The organism is Streptomyces sp. NPDC058620 (genome assembly GCF_042717135.1).
GTDB lineage: Bacteria > Actinomycetota > Actinomycetes > Streptomycetales > Streptomycetaceae > Streptomyces.
In genome coordinates, this window is record NZ_JBHXQO010000021.1 from 1 (window position 1) to 26,249 (window position 26,249).

The window sequence follows — 26,249 nt, forward strand, 5'->3', positions numbered from 1 at the left end:
GGGGGGGGGGGGGGGGGGGGGCGGCACCGGTTTATGGTGGGGCCAACCACCGGCCGGTGCGTGGGGGGGGGCGGGGGGGGGTGTCCGGCCCCGCCGGGCGACCGAGGACGCAACCTTTTCGAGGCGGGGACCCCGCTCCGCCGCCGGACCCCGCACACTCGAAGTACCGTACGAAAACCGAAGGAAAGGCACTCCGTCCCATGAGCAGCAACGAAACGCCGCGCGGTCCCGTCGACTCGTCCCGTGTGCCGCGGTACGCGGGGCCCGCGACCTTCGCCCGGCTGCCCCGGCTCGACGAGGTCGGCGCCGCCGATGTCGCCGTCGTCGGCGTGCCCTTCGACAGCGGTGTCTCCTACCGGCCGGGCGCCCGCTTCGGCGGCAACGCGATCCGTGAGGCCTCGCGTCTCCTGCGTCCGTACAACCCCGCCCAGGACGCCTCCCCGTTCGCCCTCGCCCAGGTCGCCGACGCAGGGGACATCGCCGCGAACCCGTTCAACATCAACGAGGCCGTCGACACGATCGAGGCCGCGGCCGACGACCTGCTCGGCACCGGCGCCCGCCTGATGACGCTCGGCGGCGACCACACCATCGCGCTGCCCCTGCTGCGCTCCGTCGCCAAGAAGCACGGCCCCGTCGCCCTGCTCCACTTCGACGCGCACCTGGACACCTGGGACACCTACTTCGGCGCCGAGTACACCCACGGCACCCCGTTCCGCCGGGCCGTCGAGGAGGGCATCCTCGACACCGAGGCGCTCTCCCACGTCGGCACGCGCGGCCCGCTGTACGGCAAGCAGGACCTCACCGACGACGCCAAGATGGGCTTCGGCATCGTCACCTCCGCCGACGTCATGCGCCGGGGCGTCGACGAGATCGCCGACCAGTTGCGCCAGCGGATCGGCGACCGCCCGCTCTACATCTCCATCGACATCGACGTCCTGGACCCGGCCCACGCGCCCGGCACCGGCACCCCCGAGGCCGGTGGCCTCACCTCCCGCGAGCTGCTGGAGATCCTGCGCGGGCTCTCCTCCTGCAACCTGGTCTCCGCCGACCTGGTCGAGGTCGCCCCCGCGTACGACCACGCGGAGATCACCTCCGTCGCCGCCTCCCACACGGCGTACGAACTGACCACGATCATGTCCCGCCAGATCGCAGAGGCGCGTACGAAGTGAGCCACGACCACGACGACCGCCCGCAGCTCACCCCCGCGCAGGCCGAGGCGGCCCTCAACCCGCCGCCCGGCCGCAACGGCGGCGACCTCGTCATCGAGACGCTCCAGGGCCTCGGCGCCACGACCGTCTTCGGGCTGCCGGGCCAGCACGCGCTCGGCATGTTCGACGCGCTGCGCCGCTCCTCCCTCACGTACATCGGTCTGCGCGTCGAGAACAACGCGGGCTTCGCCGCCGACGCCTACGGCCGCATCACCGGAGAGGTCGCCCCGCTGCTGCTCTCCACGGGTCCCGGCGCCCTGACCTCGCTCGCCGCGCTCCAGGAGGCGGCGGCCGCATCCGCCCCGGTGCTCGCGATCTCCAGCCAGATCCCGACCGCGGGTCTCGGCGGCGGCCGCCACGGCTACCTGCACGAGCTCCGCGACCAGAAGGCGTCGTTCCGCGACATCGTGAAGTCGGTGCACACCGTGCGTACCGCTTCCCAGATCCCGTCCGCGATCGCGGCCGCCTGGGAGTCCGCCCTCACCGCTCCGCACGGCCCGGTCTGGGTGGAGATCCCGCAGGACGTGCTCCTCGCCGAGACCGTCCTGCCGGTCGTCACTGCGATGGACGCCACCCCGCGCGACCTGTACCCGCGCCCCGAGCTGACCGTCGCCGCGGCCCACCTGCTGTCGAAGGCCGAGCGGCCTGCGATCATCGCGGGCGGTGGAGTCGTACGGTCCGACGCGGCGGGCAAGCTGCGCGCCCTCGCGGAGAAGATCGACGCTCCGGTCGTCACCACCTTCGGCGGCAAGGGCGCCTTCCCCTGGGAGCACCCGCTGTCGCTGCGCTCCTGGCTGGAGGACCGGCACACGACGGACTTCCTGGAGTCCGCGGACGTCCTGCTGGTCGTCGGCTCGGGCCTGGGCGAGCTCTCATCGAACTACCACACGTTCAGCCCGCGCGGCCGGGTCATCCAGATCGAGGCCGACGCCGGGAAGCTGGAGTCCAACCACCCCGCCCTCGGTATCCACTCCGACGCCCGCGAGGCGCTCGCCGACCTCCTCGACGCGGTCGGGGCGCGCGAGGACGGGACCGCGGCCGAGCGGGTCCGTACGGTGCTGGAGAAGGTACGGGCCCGGATCGACGCCCAGGACCTCACCCTGGAACAGCAGGTCCTCGCCTCGGTGCGCGAGGCGCTGCCCGACACCGCGCCCAGCTTCTGGGACATGACGATCCTCGCGTACTGGGCCTGGTCCGCGTTCGACGCCCGCCACCCGAACACGATGCACTCGGCCCAGGGCGCGGGCGGCCTCGGCTACGGCTTCCCGGCGGCCATCGGCGCCGCGGCGGCCGACCCCTCGCAGCCGGTCCTCGCGGTGTCCGGCGACGGCGGCGCGATGTACTCGATCGCCGAACTGGCCACGGCCAGGCAGTACGGCCTCCCCGTCACCTGGCTGATCGTCGACGACGGCGGCTACGGCATCCTGCGCGAGTACATGACGGGCGCCTTCGGCGAGGCCACCGGGACGGAACTCGCCCGCCCCGACTTCGTGGCCCTGGCCGAGTCCTTCGGTGTCCCGGCGGTCCGTACGACGCCGGACTCCCTCACCGAGGACCTCGCGAAGGCCCTGGCGGCGCCCGGCCCCTCCGTGGTGGTGCTCCCGGCCCTGCTGAGGATGTTCGAGCCGACGCACCTGTAGGCGCTCAGCGGAACCCGGTCTCCTCGGCGATGGCGTCCTCCTGCGCCTGTCGGCCGAGGAGGAACTCCTTCTGCTCCTCGGGGCCGAGGCTGCCCGGCAGCTCCTTCCCCGAGGGCATCAGGTCCGGGATCGACCGGAACACGGAGCCGGCGGCGGCGGCCCGCCCCCGCCGCCGGGCCGCGTCGTAGGACCTGCCGACCATCCACAGGGGATCGCGGAGATGGGTGAGCGGCTTCGCCGCCGCCCTGGCCCGTGACTCCGGGCGTCCCAGCGCGCGGAAACCGACGTCACCGAGCTTCTGAAGTGCCTCGAGCGCCGCGTAGAGCTGCCCGCTGCGATAGGCGTCCGACGGCTGTTCGACCGGCATGTTCCCTCCGTGGTCCTGGGGTGCTGAGCATGACTACCCCGCGGCCGACGCAGGGACGCCCGCACGGCCGGAGAACCGCCGTTCGTGTTGCGGCGGGATGAAATCCGCTGCTGACCGCGTTGGTGACTTCCGGTAGATCAGGTGGACAGCGGGTCGAACGGGAGGCATCGGTGGAGGGCGCGGAGCAACAGGGGTGGGGCCGGCGGCTGACCGGATACGCATGGCGCTACCGGCGCAATGTGATGCTGGCGCTGGGTTCCTCGCTCGCCGGCATGGCCGTGATGGCACTCGTCCCGCTGATCACCAAGGTGATCATCGACGACGTGGTCGTCGGGCACACCCGTTCCCTGGCCGTCTGGACCGGACTGCTCATAGGCGCGGCCGTGCTCGTCTACATCGCCACCTACATCAGGCGGTACTACGGCGGCAGGCTCGCCCTCGACGTCCAGCACGACCTGCGTACCGAGATGTACACGACGATCACCCGGCTCGACGGGAAGCGGCAGGACGAGCTGTCCACGGGGCAGGTCGTGGGGCGCGCCACCAGCGACCTCCAGCTGATCCAGGGGCTTCTCTTCATGCTCCCGATGACCATCGGGAACGTCCTGCTCTTCGTCATCTCCCTGGTGATCATGGCGTGGCTCTCGCCGCTCCTGACCCTCGTCGCCGTGGCCGTGGCCCCCGCGCTCTGGTTCATCGCCCGCCGCTCCCGCACCCGCCTCTTCCCCGCCACCTGGTACGCCCAGAGCCAGGCCGCCGCCGTCGCCGGAGTCGTGGACGGCGCCGTCTCCGGGGTCCGGGTCGTCAAGGGATTCGGGCAGGAGGACCAGGAGACCGGCAAGCTGCGCGAGGTCGGACGCAAGCTCTTCGCCGGCCGGCTGCGCACCATCAAGCTGAACTCCCGCTACACCCCCGCCCTCCAGGCCGTGCCCGCGCTCGGCCAGGTCGCGATGCTCGCACTCGGCGGCTGGCTGGCCACCCGGGGGGAGATCACCCTCGGCACGTTCGTCGCCTTCTCCACCTACCTCGCCCAGCTCGTCGGCCCGGTCCGGATGCTCGCCATGGTCCTCACCGTCGGCCAGCAGGCCAGGGCCGGTGTGGAGCGCGTCCTGGAGCTCATCGACACCGAGCCGACCATGACGGACGGCACGAAGGAGCTCCCGGCCGACGCCCCGGCGCGCGTCGAGTTCGACGACGTCCGCTTCGGTTACGCTCCGCCTCGCTCCGCCTCCGATGGAGACAGTGACCCTGGAAGCGGAGCCTCCGAGCGCCTCGTCCTCGACGGCTTCTCGCTCACCATCGAGCCCGGCGAGACCGTCGCCGTGGTCGGCTCGTCCGGCAGCGGCAAGTCCACCGTCTCGCTCCTGCTGCCCCGCTTCTACGACGTGACGCACGGCGCCGTCCTCGTCGGCGGTCACGACGTCCGTGAACTCACCCAGGAATCGCTCCGCGCCGCCATCGGGCTCGTACCGGAGGACAGCTTCCTGTTCTCCGACACCGTCCGGGCCAACATCGCGTACGGATTCCCGGACGCCACCCAGGAACAGATCGAGGAGGCCGCCCGCTCCGCGCAGGCCCACGGCTTCATCACGGACCTGCCGAAGGGCTACGACACCACGGTCGGCGAGCACGGGCTCACCCTCTCCGGCGGTCAGCGCCAGCGCGTCGCGCTCGCGCGCGCCATCCTCACCGACCCCCGTCTGCTGCTCCTGGACGACGCCACGTCCGCCGTCGACGCCCGCGTCGAGCACGAGATCCACGAAGCCCTCAAGCAGGTGATGGCGGGCCGCACCACCCTCCTGATCGCCCACCGCCGCTCCACGCTCGGCCTCGCCGACCGGATCGCCGTCCTCGACAAGGGCCGGCTCGCCGACATCGGTACGCACGAGGAGCTGGAGCGGCGCTCCGCGCTCTACCGCCGTCTCCTCACCGATCCGGACGAGCTGGGTGCCACCTCACCCGGTCACCGGCCGGTCAGGGCGGACGTGCGCGAGGACGACCGGACGGTCCAGGAGGAGCTGGAGGCCGAGTTCGACGCCGAGCACGGCATCACCCCCGAGCTGTGGATCCGCAAGGAGGAGCCGCGCGGCCCGGTGGCTGACGGCATGCCCGCCACCCCCGAACTGCTGGCCCAGGTCGACGCGCTGCCGCCGGCCACCGACGTCCCGGACATCGACGAGGCGAACGCCGTACGGGCCGAGGAGTCCTACGGCCTGCGCCGGCTGCTGCGCGGCTTCGGGCTGCCGCTGCTGGTGAGCCTGGGGCTCGTCGCCGTCGACGCGGGCATGGGCCTGCTCCTGCCCGTGCTGATCAGGCACGGCATCGACGAGGGCGTCACCCAGCTGGCGCTCGGCGCGGTCTGGGCCGCCTCCGGGCTGGGCCTGTTCGTCGTACTCGTGCAGTGGCTCGCCCAGATCGGTGAGACCCGGATGACGGGCCGCACCGGTGAGCGGGTCCTGTACTCGCTCCGCCTCAAGATCTTCGCCCAGCTCCAGCGGCTCGGCCTCGACTACTACGAGCGCGAGCTGACCGGCCGGATCATGACCCGGATGACGACGGACGTGGACGCGCTGTCCACCTTCCTCCAGACCGGTCTGGTCACGGCCTTCGTCTCCGTCGTGACCTTCTTCGGTATCATGGTCGCCCTGCTCGTCCTCGACGTCGAACTGGCGCTGGTCGTCTTCGCGACCCTGCCCGTCCTGGTCATCGGGACGTTCTTCTTCCGCCGCAGGAGCGTCGCGGCGTACGAGCTGGCCCGCGAGCGGATCAGCGCAGTCAACGCCGACCTCCAGGAGTCCGTCTCCGGACTGCGCATCGTGCAGGCGTTCCGCCGCGAGCGGGACGGCGCCGAGCGGTACGCCGCGAGCAGCGACCACTACCGCGAGGCCCGGGTGCGCGGCCAGTGGCTGATCTCGGTCTACTTCCCCTTCGTCCAGCTGCTGTCCTCCGTCGCCGCTGCCGCCGTGCTGATCGTCGGTGCGGGCCGTGTCGACAACGGGACGCTGACCACCGGTGCGCTGGTCGCGTACCTCCTCTACATCGAGCTGTTCTTCGCCCCCGTGCAGCAGCTCTCCCAGGTCTTCGACGGCTACCAGCAGGCCACGGTCTCCCTCGGCCGCATCCAGGAACTCCTCCAGGAGCGGACGTCCACGGCCGACCCCGACGAGCCGCTGGACGTGCTGTCGCTGCGCGGCGAGATCGCCTTCGAGGACGTCTCCTTCGCGTACAACGACGAGGAAGAGGCCCTCACCGGGATCGACCTGCGTATCCCGGCGGGGCAGACGGTCGCCTTCGTCGGCGAGACGGGCGCGGGCAAGTCCACGCTCGTCAAGCTCGTCGCCCGGTTCTACGACCCGACGGCGGGCCGGGTCACTGCGGACGGCACCGATCTGCGCAGGCTCGACATGACCGCGTACCGGCACCGGCTCGGGGTCGTGCCGCAGGAGGCGTACCTCTTCGCCGGTACGGTCCGTGACGCCATCGCCTACGGTCTGCCGGACGCCACCGACGCGCAGGTGGAGGCGGCGGCGCGGGCGGTCGGCGCGCACGAGATGATCGCCACGCTGGACGGCGGCTATCTGCACGAGGTCTCCGAGCGGGGCCGCAACCTCTCGGCCGGCCAGCGCCAGCTGATCGCGCTGGCCCGCGCCGAACTGGTCGACCCGGACATCCTGTTGCTCGACGAGGCCACGGCCGCCCTGGACCTCGCCACCGAGGGCCTGGTCAACCAGGCCACCGACCGGCTCACCGGCCGCCGGACCACGCTGGTCGTGGCGCACCGGCTGACCACTGCGGCCCGTGCGGACCGGGTCGTCGTGATGGACCACGGCCGGGTCGTCGAGGACGGCACCCATGACGAACTGCTGGCCAGTGGCGGGACGTACGCCCGCCTGTGGCGCACGTTCATCGGCGAGGACGAACCGGCGGCGGTGTGACGCGGTGTTCTCGATCCCCGGACGGGCCCGAAAAATCAAGCCCGTCCGGGCCTGTCCGCGTGCAACCTTCGGGCGGCCGCTCGCGTCGTACGCATGTACGCGCACGTCTCAGGTAGGGCCAATGTGTTCGATGGGGATGGTGAGACCGCTGAGGTCATCAAGACCGTCGGGAGCAGAGGGAGCAGAAAGAGCCCCGCATTCGGTGAGCTCTCCGGACTCCGTGGGCTCCGTGGGCTCCGTGGGCTCCGTGCGCTCTGCCGGCCTGGCGCACCCCAGGGGCAGGCGTGCCCTGGCGTATCTGCTCGTCCTGCCGCTGCTGGCGTCCCTCGCCCTCGCCCTCGGCGCACCCGCCCAGGCCGCCGCTCCCTGCTCCGGACGGCCGGCGAAGACGGTGTCCTTCGCCAAGGGTGAGCTGCGCGTCTACAAGAGCCGTGCCTACGTCTGCGCGGTCACGGTCGCCAAGAAGCCCGGAGCCCGTCGCGCGATGAGCGTCTCGCTCCAGGCGCGCGGCGGCCGGCCCGTCGTCGACAAGGGCCGTTTCACGACGAGGGCGGGCCCGGTCACGGTCTACGCGCTCAACCGCTGTGTCCGCGCGACGGGTGCCGTTTCGGGCAGTTCGGGTTCCACCGGATGGATTCTCTGCTGACGCCCTGTTGAAAGATCGGACCACCGGGTCTGGCGTGGCACGTGTTGCCCCCGCTAGGTTCACGGCGAATGTCGTGAATCAAGGGGAGGGTGCATGCGCAAGGCGCTCACAGGGGTTCTGTCGCTCGCGGTGCTCATAGGCACTGTCAGTGCGACAGGGGCCTCGGCCGGTGCGGCCACCGCCGCGGAACCGACCGCGACGCAGAGCAGCACGATCAGCAGCGAAGCAAGCAGCGAGGACATCAAGGACCGCATCCTGGCCATCCCGGGGATGAGTCTGATCCAGGAGAAGCCGTATCCGGGATACCGCTACTTCGTCCTCAACTACACCCAGCCGGTGGACCACCGGAACCCGTCCAAGGGCACGTTCCAGCAGCGCGTCACCCTGCTGCACAAGGACACGAGCCGCCCGACGGTCTTCTTCACCAGTGGCTACAACGTCTCCACCAACCCCAGCCGCAGTGAGCCGACGCAGATCATCGACGGCAACCAGGTCTCGCTGGAGTACCGCTTCTTCACCCCGTCCCGCCCGGCGCCGGCCGACTGGTCCAAGCTGGACATCTGGCAGGCCGCCAGCGACCAGCACCGGGTCTTCAAGTCGCTGAAGAAGATCTACACCAAGAACTGGCTGACCACGGGCGGTTCCAAGGGCGGCATGACCGCCACGTACTTCGAGCGCTTCTACCCCAAGGACATGGACGGCGTCGTCGCCTACGTGGCGCCCAACGACGTGGTGAACAAGGAGGACTCGGCGTACGACCGGTTCTTCGAGAACGTCGGCACCAAGGACTGCCGCGACCGGCTGGCCGGGGTGCAGCGCGAGGCGCTCGTGCGCCGCGAGTCCATGGAGAAGAGGTACGAGGCGCTCGCCGCCGAGAACGGCTACACCTTCGACACCGTCGGCTCGCTCGACAAGGCGTACGAGGCCGTGGTCATGGACTACGTCTGGGCGTACTGGCAGTACGGCCTCGTCTCCGACTGCGAGGCCATCCCGGCCGACGCCGTGAACGCCACCGATGACGCGATCTGGGACTCGGTCGACGGCATCTCCGGCTTCTCCTTCTACACCGACCAGGGGCTGGCGCCGTACACGCCGTACTACTACCAGGCGGGCACCCAGCTCGGATCGCCGGACATCAAGCAGCCGTGGCTCGGCGACCTGAGCCGGTACGGCTACCAGCCGCCGCGCAACTTCGTGCCCCGGGACATCCCGATGAGGTTCCAGCCGTCGAAGATGCGGGACGTGGACAGCTGGGTCCGGCACAACGCCAACCGGATGATGTACGTCTACGGCGAGAACGACCCGTGGGGCGCGGAGCCCTTCCGCCTCGGCGCGGGCGCCCGTGACAGCTACGTCTACACCGTGCCGGGCGGCAACCACGGCGCCAAGGTGTCCGGTCTCGTCGCCGACGAGAAGGCCGAGGCCGTCGCTGCCATCCTGCGCTGGGCCGGGGTCGCCCCGGCGGCCGTCCAGGCCGACCCGTCGAAGGCGAAGCCGCTCGCCCGTTACGACGCGCGCCTGGACAAGCGGGACGCGAAGACCGAGCGGGACCAGGGCACACTGCGTCCGTGACGCCCTGACACCGAAGGGGGCTGCGCCCGCCGGGTTCCGTACAGCGAACCCGGCGGGCACAGCCCCTCGGCATGTCCTGGCGTGTCCCTGCTAGTACGAGAGTCCGTAACCGACCGGGTGGAGCACCTGCGTGGGATCGTCCGCGCGCTGGACGGGCACCGGCAGCCTGCCCTGCGGACGGGCGACGCCCGCGATGACCCTTACGGCCGCCCGCAGTTCGACATCGGTCCAGGAGTACGTGGCGAGGCTCGCCGCGTACCCGGTCCCGTCGAGCCGGGCGATGTCGTACGGATTGCGGATGGCGACGGCGATCACCGGGACGCCGGTCGCGGCGAGCGACCTGACCAGCGTGCGCTGCGAGCTGGTCATCGACACGTTGTACGTCCCCACCACCACCGCGTCCTTGCCCTGCGCCGCCGCCACCGCCTCGGCGATCTTCGCCTGGGTGGGGGCCGTGCCGGTGGACAGGGCGGTCGCCGTGTACCCGAGCTCGTTGAAGGCCGCGGCGAGCGTGCCGGTGGGCGGGCCCGTCGTGCCGGACGGCGAGGCCGGATCGGCGCCGACCACCAGGAGGTTCCTGTGGGAGAGGCGCGAAAGGGGCAGCAGTCCACCGGAGTTGGCGAGCAGCGTGGTGGTGTGTTCGGCGATCCGGTCGGCTGCGGCGAGGTGCGGCCGGATGCCGACGACCGTGTCCACGCCCCGGCGGCTGACGAACGGGTCGCGGAACAGTCCGAGCTTCGCCTTCAGCCGCAGGATGCGCAGGATCGATTCCTCGATCCGTGCCTCGCTGATCTCACCGCTCTTCACGGCCGCCAGGACGGCGTTCCAGGCGACGGAGAGGTCCGGCGGGTTCAGCAACTGGTCGACGCCCGCCTTGAGCGCGAGCACGGGCACCCGGTCGTCGCCGTACTTCGTCCGTACCCCCTCCATGTTCAGCGCGTCGGTGACCACGACACCGTCGTAGCCCAGCTCCTCGCGCAGCACCCCGGTGAGGATCGGGTGCGAGAGCGTCGCCGGGTCCTCCGAGGCGTCGAGCGCGGGGACCACGATGTGCGCGGTCATGATCGAGTCGATGCCCGCGGCGATCGCCGCCCGGAACGGCGGGGCGTCCAGCTCGGCCCACTGCTCCCGGGTGTGGTGGATGTACGGGATGCCGGTGTGGCTGTCGGTGTTGGTGTCGCCGTGGCCGGGGAAGTGCTTGGCCGTGGCGGCGATCCCGGCGCTCTGATACCCCTTCACCTGCGCGGCGACGAGGCCGGCCACCGACTGCGGGTCCGAGCCGAAGGAGCGTACGCCGATGACGGGGTTGGCCGGGTTGACGTTGACGTCGGCGTCCGGCGCGTAGTTCTGCCGGATGCCGATCGCGGCCAGCTCGGCGCCCGCGATCCGGCCCGCGAGGCGGGCGTCGGAGAGCGATCCGCCCGCCCCCAGGGCCATCGCGCCGGGCATCAGCGTGGCGGGTTCGCCGACCCGGCAGACGATGCCGTGCTCCTGGTCGGTGGAGATCAGCAGCGGCAGGGGGGTGCGCCCGGCGAGCCCGGCGCGCTGGATGCCGTTGGAGAGCTCGGCGATCTGGTGCGGGTCGCGGGTGTTGTGCGCCCAGGCGAAGTAGATGATCCCGCCGACGTGGTACGTGGAGATCAGCTCGGCCGCCGTGCGCACCCCGATCTCGGTGAGGTTGGCGTCGATGTCGGCCTGGTCGGGATCGGTGGCGGAGTGCCCGTACACCCGCATCACGAAGAGCTGGCCGACTTTCTCCTCCAGACTCATCCCGGAGACGAGCCGTCTGAGGCGGTCGTGCGTGGCGGCGCTGACGGACTCCTCGGCGGCCGCGCCGGGGGCGACTGCGCCTGTCGCGGCTGCTGCGGCGGAGACCGCGGCGGCGGTGAGGAGGGCGCGTCGGGAGGTGCGGTGGTGCACGTGAGCTCCTTCCGGTACTGAAAGAAACTTCCAAGACTGTACGGATATATGGAAAGTAACTACCAGTCAAGGGTATGGCCCAGAAAAGGGGCACGGCAGCATTTCGAGGCCGTCCGGCGATCGAGGACGAAACGGCGCCCACGGTGCCGTTCACCCGCGTCACGCCAGCCCCGCCTCCGCCCCGTACACCCGCAACGCGTCCACCGCCGCCGTGATCGCGGGACGCCGCGCGGCCTCCGTGCGCCAGAGCGCGTACAGCCGCCGCACCGGTACGGGATCGAGCCGCACCGCCACCACGCCCGCCGGCAGCGGCCCCCGCCCCAGCCGGGGGATCATCGCGACCCCGAGCCCGGCGGCGACCAGGGCCAGCTGAGTGTGGTTCTCCTCGGCCTGGTGCCTGATGTCCGGCTCGTACCCCGCCGCCCGCAAGGTCCGTACGAGCCAGTCGTGGCAGACCGTCCCCGGCGGCTGGCAGATCCACCGCTCCTTGGCCAGCTCCGCGCGCCGCACCGCCTCTCGTCCGGCCAGCGGATGGCCCTCCGGTACGAGCAGATCGCACCGGTCGTCGCCGATCACGGCCTGGGCGACGCCTTCCGGGGCGGGCAGCGGGGCGATGTCCCAGTCGTGTGCGACCGCCAGATCGATCACACCCTTGGCAACCAGATCGACCGACAGATGCGGGTCGACCTCGGTCAGCCGGGCCTCCAGCGCCGGATGCTCGCGATCCAGTTCCGCCAGCACGCCGGGCAGCAGGCCGCGCGCCGCCGAGGCGAACGCCCCGATCGACAGCCGCCCCGTGGGCAGCCCCCTGCGCTCCTCCAGTGTCGTCTCGGCCTGCTCCACGATCGCCAGCAACTGCTGCGCGGTGGCGGCCAGATGGAGCGCCTCCTCGGTCAGTGCGACGCCCCGCCCGCGCCGTTCGAGCAGCGTCGTACGGGTCTCCCGCTCCAGCTTGGTGATCTGCTGCGAGACGGCCGACGGGGTGTAGCCGAGCGCGGCGGCTGCGCCCGCGACGGAACCATGGACGGAGATCGCGTGCAACGCGCGCAGCCGGGAGAGATCGAGCACCGGAACCTCGCAGACCGAAGGGAAGCGTGAGCGGAGAGCAGGAAAGCATTAGCGATGCTCAATTGCACCATGTAGAAATCCGCGCTGGTGCTACATGGTCCGTGGGCCCGATGCTCGGTGCATGCGTCCCCTCCACATCGCCCTGGCCGCGCTGGTCGCCGCCGTCTGGGGTGTGAACTTCGTCGTCATCGAGATCGGTCTCGACCACTTCCCGCCGCTGCTCTTCTCGGCCCTGCGCTTCCTCGTCGCCGCCCTGCCCGCGGTGTTCCTCGTCGGGCGGCCCACGGTCGCCTGGAAGTGGATCATCGGCGTCGGCCTGGTCCTCGGGGTGGCGAAGTTCGGACTGCTCTTCATCGGCATGGACCAGGGGATGCCCGCCGGGCTCTCCTCCCTCGTCCTCCAGGTCCAGGCGGTCTTCACGGCGCTCTTCGCCGCCCTGGCGCTGGGTGAGCGGCCGGGCGGGGTACGGGTGCTGGGCATGGCCGTCGCACTCGCGGGCATCGGGGTGGCCGCGGTCGACGAAGGGGCCGGCGGACCCGTGCTCGCGTTCGTCCTGGTGGTCGCGGCGGCTGCCTGCTGGGGCGTGTCGAACGTGCTGACCCGCAGGGCCGCGCCGTCCGACTCCCTCAACTTCATGGTCTGGGTCTCGACCGTGCCCGTACTGCCGCTGCTGGGACTCTCCCTGCTCTTCGAGGGCTGGGACCGCGACGCCGAGGCGCTGGCCGCCCTCGACTGGAGCGGCGTGGGCATCATCGTCTACGTCGCCTGGATCACGACGATCTTCGGCTTCGGGGCCTGGGGCTTCCTCCTGCGCCACCACCCGGCCTCCTCCGTCGCCCCGTTCACCCTGCTCGTGCCGGTCTTCGGCATGACCTCGGCCGCGCTGCTGCTCGACGAGTCGGTGAGCCCGCTGCGGTGGTGCGCGGCGGCGCTGCTGGTCGGCGGTGTGGCGCTGACCTCCCTGGCGGGAGTGCGCCGCCCCCGTGCCGTGCCCGAGGCGCCCGCCGTACAGCCGGAGCGGGTCTGAGCTGCCGCTCCGGCGTCCGGGCTACTGCTTCGGCGCACCCAGCCGCAGCAGGTGCTCGCGCCCCGCTGTCAGCAGCCCCGGCAGCTCCGCCGCCTCCGGGTGCCAGCGCTTCTCGTACTCCCAGCAGACCCAGCTGTCCGGGTCCAGCGTGTCCAGGCAGGCGCCCAGGGGCAGCACGCCCGCGCCCAGCGGCAGGGGTTCGACGCGGTCCGCCGACGCGATGTCCTTCACCTGGACGTAACCGAGGTGCGGGGCCAGGACGGCGTGGCTGGCGACCGGTTCCTCGCCCGCCAGCCAGGTGTGCATGATGTCCCACAGCGCGCCGATGTGCTTGTGCCCGACGGCCCCCACCACCCGGGCGGCGTCCACGCCCGCCCGGTGCGAGTCGTGGGTCTCCAGCAGGATGCGTACGTCGTGGTCCGCGGCGTGCGGAGCGGCGGCGCCGAGCCGGCGGGCGGCCGCCGCGTCGGCCGCCTCCGGGTCCTGGTCGCCGCCGCCGGGGAACACCCGGACGTTGCGCGCGCCCAGATCCCGGGCCAGCTCGACCAGCTGGGCGAGCTCCGCGATCACGGGCTCGTCGGCGCCCTCGGCCGCCACGCGCACGTAGCCGGCGAGGGCCAGGATCTCCACCCCGCCCCGCCTGAACTCCTCGACCACCTCGGCCCGTTCGGCGGGTGAGAGCCCGAGGTGGACCGGCTCCTCCGGGTGGGTGCGCAGCTCCACCCCCTGGTAGCCGTGGTCGACGGCGAGCCGGACGACGTCGGCGATGGGCGTCCCCGGTACTCCGAGGGTCGAGAAAGCGAGCTTCACGTGCGTGTTCCTTCCGTCGGTCCGTGTACGGGTATCCGGGGTCCGGAGGCGGAAACCTCAGCCCACCCGCGGCGGGGCCGTCGAGCCCCGCACCATCAGCTCCGCCGCGATCGTCGCGATGCCGCCGGGCGGCGGGGTCTCCTTGCCCATCGCGAGCCGGCCAGCCCGCGCCCCCGCCTCGAACAGCGGCAGCCGTACGGTCGTCAGCGCGGGGACCGCGTCCACCGAGAACGGCAGATCGTCGAAACCGGCCACCGACACGTCCTGCGGAATGCGCAGCCCCTGGTCGCGGACCGCGGCCCCGGCCCCCAGTGCCACCGTGTCGTTGGCGGCGACGATCGCCGTCACGCCCGGTTCGCGGCGCAGGAGTTCGAGCGTGGCCTCGTAGCCGGAGCGGCGGTCGTACGGGCCGTGGACGGTGAGGCGTTCCACGTCGGGGTGTTTCCTGCCGTCGCTCTCGTCCCCGTACAGCCCGGCCGCCCGCATCGCCTCGCGGTGGCCCTCCAGGCGGTGGCGGGTGGTCGTGCGCTCACGGGGTCCGGCGACGTAGCCGATCCGCCGGTGGCCGAGCGAGATGAGGTGCTCGGTCAGGCGCCGGGCGCCGCCCCGGTTGTCGAAGGCCAGGGAGGCGGCGACCGCGTCGCTGCCCGGGAGCGGGGGCCGCCCGCAGAACACGATCCGGGTGCCCGCGTCCGCGAGCTTGGTCAGCTTCGCGGACATCGCGGCCTGGTGGACGGGGTCCTCCAGCGCTCCGCCGGTCAGGACCACGGCCGCCGCGCGCTGGCGCTGGAGCAGGGTGAGATAGGTCAGCTCGCGTGCGGGGGAGCCACCCGTGTTGCAGACGACGGCGAGCTTCTCGCCGCCCGCCCGGCCCGAACCGTCACCCGGGCCGCCGATCTCGGTCTGGGCCGCCCCCGCCATGATCCCGAAGAAGGGGTCGGCGATGTCGTTGACCAGGATGCCCACCAGGTCCGAGGTGGCCGCGGCGAGGGAACTGGCCGGCCCGTTGAGCACGTAGTCCAGGTCGTCCACCGCGCGCAGGACCCGTTCGCGCGTCGAGGCGGCCACCGGGTAGTTGCCGTTCAGGACACGGGAGACGGTGGCCGGGGACACCCGGGCGCGAGCCGCCACGTCCGCCAGGGTGACTGTCATCGCTTTCCTCCGAGGAGTAATCAGAGCGCCCCCTCTTGTCCGGGTCGCTGTCGGCAGGCTAGCGTCATACCGCATAGAAAGCGCTTGCTACGGCTGTATGGAGGGAACTTCGTGACACGCAGGACAGTGCGCATCGCCATGAACGGCGTCACGGGTCGCATGGGATACCGGCAGCACCTGGTGCGCTCGATCCTCGCGATCCGCGAGCAGGGCGGCCTCGACCTCGGCGGCGGCGAGGTGCTGTGGCCCGAACCTGTACTCGTCGGCCGCAGAGCCCACGCCCTGGAGGAGATGGCCGCACAGCACGGCCTCACCGAGTGGTCGACCGACCTGGACGCCGTGCTCGCCGACGACACCATCGACATCTACTTCGACGCGCAGGTCACCTCGGCCCGGGTCGAAGCGATCAAGAAGGCCATCGCGGCCGGCAAGCACATCTACACCGAGAAGCCCACCGCCACGGACGTCGAAGGCGCCCTGGACCTGGCCCGGCTGGCGCGTGACGCCGGCATCAAGCACGGCGTGGTCCAGGACAAGATCTTCCTGCCGGGCCTCGTGAAGCTCAAGCGCCTCATCGACGGCGGCTTCTTCGGCGAGATCCTGTCCGTGCGCGGCGAGTTCGGCTACTGGGTCTTCGAGGGCGACTGGCAGGACGCCCAGCGCCCCTCGTGGAACTACCGTGCCGAGGACGGCGGCGGCATCGTCGTCGACATGTTCCCGCACTGGGAGTACGTGCTGCACGAGCTGTTCGGCAAGGTCACGACCGTCCAGGCGCAGGTCCGGACGCACATACCGCAGCGCTGGGACGAGCAGGGCAAGCCGTACGCCGCCACCGCCGACGACGCGGCCTACGGCATCTTCCAGCTGGCGAGCGGGGCGGTCGCCCAGATCAACTCCTCCTGGACCGTGCGCGTCAACCGCGACGAGCTCGTCGAGTTCCAGGTGGACGGCACCCACGGCTCCGCCGTCGCCGGACTGCGCAACTGCCGCGTCCAGCACCGCTCGGCCACCCCCAAGCCGGTCTGGAACCCGGACCTCCCCGCCACCGAGTCGTTCCGCGACCAGTGGCAGGAGGTCCCCGACAACGCCGTCTTCGACAACGGCTTCAAGGCCCAGTGGGAGCTGTTCCTGCGCCACATCGCGCTCGACGAGCCCTACACCTGGGACCTGATGGCCGGGGCGCGCGGCGTCCAGCTCGCCGAGCTCGGCCTGAAGTCCTCCGCCGAGGGCCGGCGCTTCGACGTCCCGGAGCTGACGCTGTGACGATCCACCTTCCGCAGGGCCCGTACGAGCCCCGGGCCACCCCGCTCGACCTCGCGCCGGGCAAAACCCCGCTCACCTCCCGTACGGTCTTCTCCGCCGCCCACGTCGTCGCCGACCCGTACGCCGACGTCAGCCCGGACGCTTCCCCGAGCTCTCAACTGCGTTCGAGCAGGGGAGGCCCCATCGCCGCCGTCGACTGGGACGCCACCCTCGCCTTCCGCCGCCACCTCTGGTCGCACGGCCTTGGGGTCGCCGAGGCCATGGACACCGCGCAGCGCGGCATGGGTCTGGACTGGGCGGCAGCGGCGGAGCTGATCCGCCGCTCGGCGGCCGAGGCGAAGGCCGTCGGCGGCCGGATCGCCTGCGGCGTGGGCACCGACCAGCTCACCGGACCCGCGAGCCTCTCCGAGGTGCGCGCGGCGTACGAGGAGCAGCTCGCGCTCGTCGAGGAGAGTGGAGCCCAGGCCATCCTGATGGCCTCCCGCGCCCTCGCCGCGGCGGCGAAGGGGCCCGAGGACTACCTGGAGACGTACGCACATCTCCTGCGCCAGGCCACGGAACCGGTCGTCCTGCACTGGCTCGGCCCGATGTTCGATCCCGCGCTGGACGGCTACTGGGGCAGCACGGACCTCGACGCCGCCACCGACACCTTCCTGAAGGTCATCGCGGAACACCCCGACAAGGTCGACGGCATCAAGATCTCGCTCCTGGACGCCGAGCGCGAGATCGATGTCCGTCGCCGGCTTCCCGGCGGAGTGCGCTGCTACACCGGCGACGACTTCAACTACCCGGAACTGATCGCGGGCGACGAGCGCGGCTTCAGCCACGCGCTGCTCGGCATCTTCGACCCCCTGGGCCCGCTGGCCGCGCACGCGGTACGGGTCCTGGACACGGGTGACACGAAGGGCTTCCGCGAACTCCTGGACCCCACGGTCGAGTTGTCCCGGCACCTCTTCCAGACCCCGACCCGCTACTACAAGACGGGCGTCGTCTTCCTGGCCTGGCTGGCCGGACACCAGGAGCACTTCACGATGGTGGGCGGCCTGCAGTCCGCGCGCTCGCTGCCGCACCTGGCGAAGGCGTACGAACTCGCGGACCGACTGGGTCTGTTCCCCGATCCGGAGCTGGCCGAGTCCCGGATGCGCGCGCTGCTGACGGTCCACGGAGGAGCACGATGAGCGATCTCGGCCGGCTGAGCATCAACCAGGAGACCATCAAGCAGTGGTCCCTGCCCGAGCTGGCGGAGGGCTGCGTCAAGGCGGGTATCGACAAGGCCGGCCTGTGGCGGGCCCCCGTCCAGGAGTACGGGGTCGAGCGCACCGCCCGCCTGTTGGCCGACGCGGGCCTCTCCGTCACCAGCCTCTGCCGGGGCGGCTTCCTCACCGCACTCGACCCGGCCGAACGGGCCCGCGCCCTGGACGACAACCGGGCGGCGGTGGACGAGGCGGCCGGCCTGTCCACCGACACCCTGGTCCTGGTCTCCGGCGGTCTCCCGGCCGGCAGCCGCGACCTGTACGGCGCCCGCGAACGGATCGCGGACGCGCTCGCCGAACTGGCCCCGTACGCGGCCGAGCGCGGCGTACGCCTGGCCATCGAACCGCTGCACCCGATGTTCGCGTCGGACCGCTGCGTCGTCTCCACGCTGTCCCAGGCCCTGGACATCGCGGAGCGCTTCCCCGCCGAGCAGGTCGGGGTGGTCGTCGACGCGTACCACGTCTGGTGGGACGACCAGGCGCCCGCCCAGATCGCCCGCGCGGGCGCGGGCGGACGCATCCATTCCTTCCAGCTCGCGGACTGGATCACTCCCCTTCCGGCGGGGGTCCTGCTGGGCCGCGGCCAACTCGGCGAGGGAAGCGTGGACTTCCGCGCTCTGAGGCACCTGGTCGAGGAGGCGGGCTTCACGGGACCGATCGAGGTGGAGATCTTCAACGAGTCCCTGTGGGCCCGCGACGGCGCCGAAGTCCTCGCCGAAGTGGCCGCCCGGTACCTGGAACACGCCTGCTGAGAGCCCTGGGAGAGCCCTGGGAACGATCAAAGGTAAAGAGATCGTAAAGGGATGCAACCTTTACGTACCTTGCCCGGTCGTACTCAGCGTCGGGACTTCCGGGGAGGGGTCCGGGGGGACGGGAATTCCCGACGGGAGGGGAAAGCGAGGGGGGTCCGGCCGAGAGGCCGGGCCCCATTCCGCTTTCCGGGCCCACGGCGTGTCGCACACCTCTCGGGGGGCATCGGCCCGGCCCGGCAGGCACTCCGCCGGGCCGCGGCGCGTCAGTCGAAGAGGTCGACGAGCCCGTTCACCCAGACCGCGAGGAACGCGAGTACCAGGAGCGCGCACCCCACGGCCCCCAGGGACTGACGGAACGAGCCCTCTTCCGCCGCGTCGCCCAGGGTCTCCGCGAGGGTGTCCCAGTCGGCCTGCCGACCGAGACTCACACCCGCCGCGATGCGCACGGAAGCCAACTCCCGTTCGGCGAAGGGAGAACCCGCCGACGCCTCCGGGCCACGCCAGGCCAGCGCCTTCATCCTGCGTACGGGGTCGGTGTACCGCTTCTCGAAGGCGGCCGTCTCCTGCGGGGAGCGGTCCTCCTCCAGGTACATCCAGCGGCCGGCCTCGGCGGGATCCCCGTACAGCCGGTAGACCTCTGCCAGCCGGCGGCGCAGTGCGCGGTCCCGGGGGAAGGACGAGACAAGCCCCCGCAGTCGCTGCCGTGCCAGCGGTATCCGCCCGGCGGCGAGGTCCGCGTCGACGCGCGTCAAGGTCTCGGTCAGTGCCATGCGCGCATCATCGGTGGTCGACGGTGGCCCGGTCGAACGGGTTTCGGACGAATCCGGGCAGGCCGCACGCACGCGGCCCGGCGCGCCCGTGGACAGCGGGTACCGGCCCGGCCGGACTGTCAGTACGAACCGGTAGCGTCGGCGCATGTCCAACATGGCCGTCCTCGAAGGCGTACTTGAGCGGATCACCTACGCCAACGAGGAGAACGGGTACACCGTCGCCCGCGTCGACACCGGGCGCGGCGCCAACGACCTCCTCACGGTGGTCGGCTCGCTGCTCGGGGCGCAGCCCGGAGAGTCGCTGCGGATGGAGGGCCGTTGGGGCTCACATCCGCAGTTCGGCAAGCAGTTCACCGTCGAGAACTACACGACGATCCTCCCCGCCACCATCCAGGGCATCCGCCGCTATCTCGGCTCCGGCCTGATCAAGGGCATCGGCCCCGTCATGGCGGACCGGATCACCACGCACTTCGGCGTCGACACCCTCGACATCATCGAGCAGGAGCCGAAGCGGCTGGTCGAGGTCCCCGGCCTCGGCCCGAAGCGGACGAAGATGATCGCCGTGGCCTGGGAGGAGCAGAAGGCGATCAAGGAGGTCATGGTCTTCCTGCAGAGCGTCGGCGTCTCGACGTCCATCGCCGTCCGCATCTACAAGAAGTACGAGGACGCCTCGATCTCCGTCGTGAGGAACCAGCCCTACCGGCTGGCCGCCGACGTCTGGGGCATCGGCTTCCTCACCGCCGACAAGATCGCCCAGGCCGTCGGCATCCCCCACGACAGCCCGGAGCGGGTCAAGGCCGGCCTGCAGTACGCCCTGTCGCAGTCCACCGACCAGGGGCACTGCTTCCTCCCCGAGGAGCGGCTCATCGCCGACGCCGTGAAGCTGCTCCAGGTCGACACGGGACTGGTCATCGACTGCCTCGCCGAGCTCGCCGAGGACCCCGAGGGTGTCGTACGGGAGAAGGTGCCGGGGCCGGAGGACGGGCAGCCGGTCACCGCCGTGTACCTGGTGCCCTTCCACCGTGCCGAGATCGCCCTCGCCGCCCAGGTGCAGCGGCTGCTGCGGACGCCCGAGGACCGGATGCCGTCCTTCCAGGACGTAAACTGGGACAAGGCGCTCGCCTGGCTGGCGCAGCGGACGGGGGCCACTCTGGCGCCCGAGCAGGAAGCGGCGGTCCGGCTCGCGCTCAGCCGCAAGGTGTCCGTCCTCACCGGTGGCCCCGGCTGCGGCAAATCGTTCACCGTCCGGTCCGTGGTCGAGCTGGCCCGGGCGAGGAAGGCCAAGGTGGTGCTGGCTGCCCCCACCGGGCGCGCGGCGAAGCGGCTCTCGGAGCTGACCGGCGCCGAGGCGTCCACCGTGCACCGGCTGCTCGAACTGAAGCCGGGCGGGGACGCGGCGTACGACAGGGAGCGTCCGCTCGACGCCGATCTGGTCGTCGTCGACGAGGCGTCGATGCTCGATCTGCTGCTCGCCAACAAGCTGGTGAAGGCGGTGGCACCCGGTGCCCACCTCCTGCTGGTGGGTGACGTCGACCAGCTTCCCTCCGTCGGCGCGGGGGAGGTGCTGCGCGATCTGCTCTCCGAGGGAAGCCCGGTGCCCGCCGTCCGGCTGACCACGATCTTCCGCCAGGCCCAGCAGTCCGGAGTCGTCACCAACGCCCACCGGATCAACTCCGGGCTGCCGCCCCTGACGCAGGGGCTGTCCGACTTCTTCCTCTTCGTGGAGGACGAGACCGAGGACGCCGGCGTGCTCGCGGTCGATGTGGCGGCCCGGCGCATCCCCGCCAAGTTCGGCCTGAACCCCCGCCGTGACGTGCAGGTCCTGGCCCCGATGCACCGCGGTCCCGCGGGCGCGGGCCACCTCAACGGCCTGCTCCAGCAGGCCATCACCCCGGGCCGCCCCGACCTGCCCGAGAAGCGGTTCGGCGGCCGGGTCTTCCGGGTCGGCGACAAGGTCACGCAGATCCGCAACAACTACGAGAAGGGGGAGAACGGCGTCTTCAACGGCACGGTCGGCGTCGTCACCTCTCTCGACGTGGATGAGCAGAAGCTGACGGTCCTCACGGACGAGGACGAGGAGATTCCATACGATTTCGACGAGCTCGACGAACTGGCCCACGCCTACGCCATGACGATCCACCGCTCCCAGGGCAGCGAGTACCCGGCGGTCGTCATCCCCGTCACCACCAGCGCATGGATGATGCTCCAGCGGAATTTGCTGTACACGGCCGTGACCAGGGCAAAAAAGCTGGTCGTGCTGGTCGGATCGCGCAAGGCCATCGGGCAGGCGGTCCGCACGGTTTCCGCTGGCAGACGCTGCACGGGGCTGGATTTCCGGCTGCGGGGCGGGTCCGTCGAAGACTTCGCACAAAAATGATCGATCAAATCGGTGGGAAACATCACGGAGGGCTTCCGGAACCGGATTCAAGGGGGCAGGATGAGTAAGTTGGCGGCACTGAGTGCCGCCAGTAGGTCCAATGGACGACCCCGAGTGCACTCTCCTGAGCCAAATGGGGGAGGGTGGAAGACAGTCAGGGCACCTCGAAGAAGAGGCACTACGTCGGTGAGGGATGACGTGAGCGAGCACACCAACAATGCTGTAGTACTGCGGTACGGCGATGACGAGTACACCTACCCGGTGATCGACAGCACCGTCGGCGACAAGGGCTTCGACATCGGGAAGCTCCGGGCCAATACCGGCCTGGTGACGCTGGACAGCGGATACGGCAACACCGCCGCGTATAAATCCGCCATCACCTATCTCGACGGTGAGCAGGGCATCCTGCGGTACCGCGGCTACCCGATCGAGCAGCTGGCCGAGGAGTCGACCTTCCTTGAGGTCGCCTACACGCTGATCAACGGTGAGCTTCCCAAGGCCGACGAGCTGTCGGACTTCAAGAACGAGATCACCCAGCACACGCTGCTGCACGAGGACGTCAAGCGGTTCTTCGACGGCTTCCCGCGCGACGCGCACCCGATGGCCATGCTGTCCTCGGTCGTCAGCGCGCTGTCCACGTTCTACCAGGACAGCCACAACCCGTTCGACGAGGAGCAGCGCCACCTCTCGACGATCCGGTTGCTGGCCAAGCTCCCGACGATCGCGGCGTACGCGTACAAGAAGTCGATCGGTCACCCGTTCGTCTACCCGCGCAACGACCTCGGCTACGTCGAGAACTTCCTGCGGATGACGTTCTCGGTCCCGGCCCAGGAGTACGTGCCGGACCCGGTCGTCGTCTCGGCGCTGGAGAAGCTGCTCATCCTGCACGCGGACCACGAGCAGAACTGTTCGACCTCCACCGTGCGTCTGGTCGGCTCCTCGCAGGCGAACATGTTCGCCTCGATCTCCGCCGGCATCTCGGCGCTGTGGGGCCCCCTGCACGGTGGCGCCAACCAGTCGGTGCTGGAGATGCTGGAAGGCATCCAGGCCAACGGCGGCGACGTCGACTCCTTCATCAGCAAGGTGAAGAACAAGGAGGACGGCGTCCGCCTGATGGGCTTCGGCCACCGGGTGTACAAGTCCTTCGACCCGCGCGCCAAGATCATCAAGGCCGCGGCCCACGACGTGCTGTCCTCGCTCGGCAAGTCCGACGAGCTGCTGGACATCGCGCTCAAGCTGGAGGAGCACGCGCTCTCCGACGAGTACTTCGTCTCGCGCAACCTCTACCCGAACGTGGACTTCTACACCGGCCTGATCTACCGGGCCATGGGCTTCCCGAGCGAGATGTTCACCGTGCTCTTCGCGATCGGACGGCTGCCGGGCTGGATCGCCCAGTGGCACGAGATGATCAAGGAGCCGGGATCGCGCATCGGCCGCCCGCGCCAGATCTACACCGGCGAGGTCCTGCGCGACTTCGTCCCGGTCGAGGGTCGCTGACCCCGATCCTCCGCAGAGCCTTCCGGTACGACTGACTCTGCCGCACCTGGCCCTCCCTCGGGCCGTCTGCCTTCGCCCCGCGTACCGCGCTTTCGCACAGAGCGCGGTGTCCGGGGCGATTCGGCGTTCCGGGGGAGTCGTGGTGCCGCCCCGCTTCCTCCGGCGGGGGAAAGCGAGAAGCGCCCCGCCGCCGATCCCCCCACGGGTCGACGTACAGGGCGCTTCCCTTGTCCCGGGACGGATTCCCCCCACGGGATCCGGCCGGGCGTCTGTGCGGAGCCGAAGCTCCGGGTGCCGCGCTGGTCGTACGTATTCAGTTGGATGCCGCCGGCGTTCCGCCGGGGTACGTACGGGAGGGCCGCTCAAAGCTCCCCGGTGCACGTGCCCCGGCCAACGCTAGCCAGGAGCGTCCCCCAAGACACTCCATCGGACGTCCCCCAAGACATCCTTGGCATCGCACTCTAAGACCCGCGAACCCTTCAGATGGTTACCCCAAAAGTAGTGTGATCTAGATCTCTTTGTGGAAATTACGTGAAGGAGCGCAAGCGGAGGCTGTTCGTCACCACGAAGACGGACGAAAAAGCCATGGCCGCGCCCGCGATCATGGGGTTGAGCAGGCCGAATGCGGCGAGCGGCAGGGCGGCCACGTTGTAGCCGAACGCCCAGAAGAGGTTGCCCCTGATGGTGGCCAGTGTGCTGCGGGAGAGCCGGATGGCATCGGCGGCGACCTTGAGATCTCCACGAACGAGCGTCAGGTCACTCGCCTCGATCGCGGCGTCGGTACCCGTCCCCATCGCCAGGCCGAGGTCGGCGGTGGCGAGTGCCGCCGCGTCGTTGACGCCGTCGCCGACCATGGCGACCGTCCGGCCCTCGGCCTGGAGCCGCTGGATCAGCTCCACCTTCTCCTCGGGGAGCACCTCCGCGTACACCTCGTCGATCCCGGTCGTACGGGCGACGGCGTCCGCCACGGCCCGGTTGTCCCCGGTCAGGAGGACGGGCCGCAGGCCCAGGGCGCGCAGTTCGGCGACGGCCGCCGCACTGCTGTCCTTGATCGCGTCGGCGACTTCGATGACCGCCCGCGCCTCGCCGTCCCAGGCCACCGCGATCGCCGTACGGCCCTTTGCCGCCGCGTCCGTCATGGCGTCGGTCAGTGCCTGCGGCAGGGCGACACCGGCCTCGCTGAGCAGCTTGGGGCGGCCGACCAGCACCTGATGTCCCTCGACGGTGCCGCGGACGCCGAGACCGGGGACGCCGGCGAAGCTCTCGGGGGTGGGGAGTGCGGTGCCGGTGCGTTCGGCGGCGCCTACGGCGACGGCCTGGGCGATGGGGTGTTCGGAGGAGTGTTCCAGGGCTCCGGCGATGCGCAGGACGTCGGTTTCGGTGGTGCCGTGGGTGGTGTGGACGTTGAGGAGGGTCATGCGGCCGGTGGTGACGGTGCCGGTCTTGTCGAGGACGATCGTGTCGACGCGTCGGGTGGTCTCCAGGACCTCGGGTCCCTTGATGAGGATGCCGAGCTGGGCGCCGCGTCCCGTGCCGACCATGAGGGCGGTCGGTGTGGCGAGGCCGAGGGCGCAGGGGCAGGCGATGATCAGTACGGCGACGGCGGCGGTGAACGCGGCCGTGGCGTCGTCCGTGATCAGGAGCCACGCGACGAGGGTGCCGAGGGCGATCAGGAGCACCACCGGGACGAAGACCGCCGAGATCCGGTCGGCCAGCCGCTGTGCGGCAGCCTTGCCGTTCTGTGCGTCCTCGACGAGCTTGGCCATCCTGGCCAGTTGGGTGTCGGCGCCGACCCGGGTGGCTTCGACGACGAGCCGGCCGGAGGCGTTGACGGTGGCTCCGGTGACCGGTTCTCCCACGGTCACGTCGACGGGGACGGACTCGCCGGTGAGCATCGAGGCGTCGACCGCGGACGAGCCCTCGACGACCGTGCCGTCGGTGGCGATCTTCTCGCCGGGGCGGACCACGAAACGGTCCCCGACGGCGAGCCGGCCGACCGGGACGCGCACCTCCCTGCCGCCCCTGATCACCGCGACGTCCTTGGCGCCGAGATGCATCAGTGCGCGCAGCGCCGATCCGGCCTTCCGCTTCGACCGGGCCTCCAGATAGCGGCCCAGCAGGATGAAGGTGATGACGCCCGACGCGACCTCCAGATAGATCGTCGAGGCGGCGTCGGCGCGCGAGACGGTGAGATCGAAGCCGTGTCGCATGCCGGGCATGCCCGCGTCCCCGAAGAACAGGGCCCACAGCGACCAGCCGAACGCCGCGAGGGTGCCGATCGAGACGAGGGTGTCCATGGTCGCCGCGCCGTGCCGGAGGTTGGTCCAGGAGGCGCGGTGGAAGGGCAGCCCGCCCCAGACGACGACGGGGGCGGCGAGGGTGAGGGAGAGCCACGGCCAGTTGTCGAACTGGAGGGCCGGGATCATGGCGAGCAGGACGACGGGGAGGGAGAGCACGGCCGAGACGAGGAGACGCAGCCGGAGGGCGGCCAGGGAGTCGGGAGTTCCGTTCTCCGCGCTCTCCGCGGTCGCTGCGGCTTCTCCGGGCTCTTGGGGCTCTCCGGCAGCGTCGGTCTCGTCGGTCTCTCCGGGCCGTTCCGTTGCGTCGGACTGTCCCGTCGCGTCGGACTGCCTTGACGCGTCGGCCTCCGGTGCGCCCGACGGCGAAGGCGACGGGGGCGCGGGCGCGGGTGCGGGGCGGGGTACGGGGCGGGCCGTGTAGCCGGTCTTCTCGACCACGGCGACGAGGTCCGCCACCTCCGTTCCCTCGCCGAAGGACACGCGCGCCCTCTCGGTCGCGTAGTTGACGGTGGCGGTGACGCCGTCCATCCGGTTGAGCTTCTTCTCGACACGGGCCGCGCACGAGGCGCAGGTCATCCCACCGATCGTGAGCTCGGTCTCGGAGAACTCCGCGGCCGGGGCCTCGGCTGTCGTGGTGCTGGCCATGTCCGAACTCCTGGGTCACGCAGATCGGGCCGTACCCCACCAGTATC

Annotated in this window: 18 protein-coding genes; 11 read left to right on the forward strand and 7 right to left on the reverse strand. The window is 70.9% G+C overall.

Features of this window, described 5'->3' with window-relative positions; genetic code table 11:
- Nucleotides 1–200: 200 nt before the first annotated feature.
- Nucleotides 201–1,169 (forward strand): agmatinase, encoded by a 969-nt coding sequence (gene speB / locus ACFWSK_RS20445; protein WP_383787995.1) that lies wholly within the window; start codon nucleotides 201–203, stop codon nucleotides 1,167–1,169.
- On the forward strand, nucleotides 1,166–2,848 hold the full coding sequence (locus ACFWSK_RS20450; protein WP_383787998.1) for a thiamine pyrophosphate-binding protein: 1,683 nt from the start codon (nucleotides 1,166–1,168) through the stop codon (nucleotides 2,846–2,848). Before speB ends, ACFWSK_RS20450 begins: the two co-directional genes overlap by 4 nt.
- A gap of 4 nt (nucleotides 2,849–2,852) precedes the next feature.
- Here the strand turns inward: ACFWSK_RS20450 and ACFWSK_RS20455 are convergent, their stop codons facing one another.
- The gene (locus ACFWSK_RS20455) at nucleotides 2,853–3,215 is read right to left on the reverse strand and encodes a hypothetical protein (RefSeq protein ID WP_383788001.1); all 363 of its coding nucleotides are present in this window, start codon (nucleotides 3,213–3,215) and stop codon (nucleotides 2,853–2,855) included.
- A 170-nt stretch (nucleotides 3,216–3,385) separates the two neighbouring features.
- Here ACFWSK_RS20455 and ACFWSK_RS20460 point away from each other — a divergent pair, with 170 nt between their 5' ends.
- The 3 genes from ACFWSK_RS20460 (at nucleotide 3,386) to ACFWSK_RS20470 (ending at nucleotide 9,368) form a co-directional block, all read left to right on the forward strand.
- Nucleotides 3,386–7,150: an ABC transporter ATP-binding protein gene (locus ACFWSK_RS20460; protein ID WP_383788004.1), complete on the forward strand. Its 3,765-nt coding sequence runs from the start codon at nucleotides 3,386–3,388 to the stop codon at nucleotides 7,148–7,150.
- A gap of 247 nt (nucleotides 7,151–7,397) precedes the next feature.
- On the forward strand, nucleotides 7,398–7,796 hold the full coding sequence (locus ACFWSK_RS20465; protein ID WP_383788222.1) for a hypothetical protein: 399 nt from the start codon (nucleotides 7,398–7,400) through the stop codon (nucleotides 7,794–7,796).
- 93 nt (nucleotides 7,797–7,889) lie between these two features.
- On the forward strand, nucleotides 7,890–9,368 hold the full coding sequence (locus tag ACFWSK_RS20470) for a S28 family serine protease (RefSeq protein WP_383788007.1): 1,479 nt from the start codon (nucleotides 7,890–7,892) through the stop codon (nucleotides 9,366–9,368).
- Nucleotides 9,369–9,458: 90 nt separating this feature from the next.
- Here the strand turns inward: ACFWSK_RS20470 and ACFWSK_RS20475 are convergent, their stop codons facing one another.
- Nucleotides 9,459–11,288: a glycoside hydrolase family 3 protein gene (locus ACFWSK_RS20475; protein WP_383788010.1), complete on the reverse strand. Its 1,830-nt coding sequence runs from the start codon at nucleotides 11,286–11,288 to the stop codon at nucleotides 9,459–9,461.
- A 159-nt stretch (nucleotides 11,289–11,447) separates the two neighbouring features.
- A complete protein-coding gene (locus ACFWSK_RS20480; protein WP_383788013.1) occupies nucleotides 11,448–12,356 on the reverse strand; it encodes a LysR family transcriptional regulator in 909 nt (302 codons plus the stop codon).
- Between the two features lie 121 nt (nucleotides 12,357–12,477).
- On the opposite strand from ACFWSK_RS20480, the gene ACFWSK_RS20485 reads away from it, so the two are divergent.
- The gene (locus tag ACFWSK_RS20485; protein ID WP_383788015.1) at nucleotides 12,478–13,383 is read left to right on the forward strand and encodes an EamA family transporter; all 906 of its coding nucleotides are present in this window, start codon (nucleotides 12,478–12,480) and stop codon (nucleotides 13,381–13,383) included.
- A gap of 21 nt (nucleotides 13,384–13,404) precedes the next feature.
- Here ACFWSK_RS20485 and ACFWSK_RS20490 read toward each other — a convergent pair whose 3' ends face one another.
- Both ACFWSK_RS20490 and ACFWSK_RS20495 read right to left on the reverse strand, forming a co-directional pair.
- A complete protein-coding gene (locus tag ACFWSK_RS20490; RefSeq protein WP_383788018.1) occupies nucleotides 13,405–14,193 on the reverse strand; it encodes a sugar phosphate isomerase/epimerase family protein in 789 nt (262 codons plus the stop codon).
- 57 nt (nucleotides 14,194–14,250) lie between these two features.
- The gene (locus tag ACFWSK_RS20495) at nucleotides 14,251–15,345 is read right to left on the reverse strand and encodes a LacI family DNA-binding transcriptional regulator (RefSeq protein ID WP_383788021.1); all 1,095 of its coding nucleotides are present in this window, start codon (nucleotides 15,343–15,345) and stop codon (nucleotides 14,251–14,253) included.
- Nucleotides 15,346–15,456: 111 nt separating this feature from the next.
- Here ACFWSK_RS20495 and ACFWSK_RS20500 point away from each other — a divergent pair, with 111 nt between their 5' ends.
- From ACFWSK_RS20500 to ACFWSK_RS20510, 3 genes are read left to right on the forward strand one after another with little or no spacing between them, the layout of a single operon-like run.
- Nucleotides 15,457–16,608 (forward strand): Gfo/Idh/MocA family protein, encoded by a 1,152-nt coding sequence (locus ACFWSK_RS20500; RefSeq protein ID WP_383788024.1) that lies wholly within the window; start codon nucleotides 15,457–15,459, stop codon nucleotides 16,606–16,608.
- Nucleotides 16,605–17,786: a dihydrodipicolinate synthase family protein gene (locus ACFWSK_RS20505; protein WP_383788027.1), complete on the forward strand. Its 1,182-nt coding sequence runs from the start codon at nucleotides 16,605–16,607 to the stop codon at nucleotides 17,784–17,786. Before ACFWSK_RS20500 ends, ACFWSK_RS20505 begins: the two co-directional genes overlap by 4 nt.
- Entirely contained in the window at nucleotides 17,783–18,613 is an 831-nt protein-coding gene (locus ACFWSK_RS20510) for a sugar phosphate isomerase/epimerase family protein (protein WP_383788030.1), read from the forward strand. The genes ACFWSK_RS20505 and ACFWSK_RS20510 overlap by 4 nt, the downstream gene beginning before the upstream one ends.
- 263 nt (nucleotides 18,614–18,876) lie before the next feature.
- Here the strand turns inward: ACFWSK_RS20510 and ACFWSK_RS20515 are convergent, their stop codons facing one another.
- On the reverse strand, nucleotides 18,877–19,383 hold the full coding sequence (locus tag ACFWSK_RS20515) for a DUF6584 family protein (protein ID WP_383788033.1): 507 nt from the start codon (nucleotides 19,381–19,383) through the stop codon (nucleotides 18,877–18,879).
- Between the two features lie 145 nt (nucleotides 19,384–19,528).
- Here ACFWSK_RS20515 and ACFWSK_RS20520 point away from each other — a divergent pair, with 145 nt between their 5' ends.
- Both ACFWSK_RS20520 and ACFWSK_RS20525 read left to right on the forward strand, forming a co-directional pair.
- The gene (locus ACFWSK_RS20520) at nucleotides 19,529–21,760 is read left to right on the forward strand and encodes an ATP-dependent RecD-like DNA helicase (protein WP_383788035.1); all 2,232 of its coding nucleotides are present in this window, start codon (nucleotides 19,529–19,531) and stop codon (nucleotides 21,758–21,760) included.
- Nucleotides 21,761–21,958: 198 nt separating this feature from the next.
- On the forward strand, nucleotides 21,959–23,257 hold the full coding sequence (locus tag ACFWSK_RS20525; protein WP_383788038.1) for a citrate synthase: 1,299 nt from the start codon (nucleotides 21,959–21,961) through the stop codon (nucleotides 23,255–23,257).
- Between the two features lie 527 nt (nucleotides 23,258–23,784).
- Here the strand turns inward: ACFWSK_RS20525 and ACFWSK_RS20530 are convergent.
- Entirely contained in the window at nucleotides 23,785–26,202 is a 2,418-nt protein-coding gene (locus ACFWSK_RS20530; RefSeq protein WP_383788041.1) for a heavy metal translocating P-type ATPase, read from the reverse strand.
- Nucleotides 26,203–26,249 lie beyond the last annotated feature (47 nt).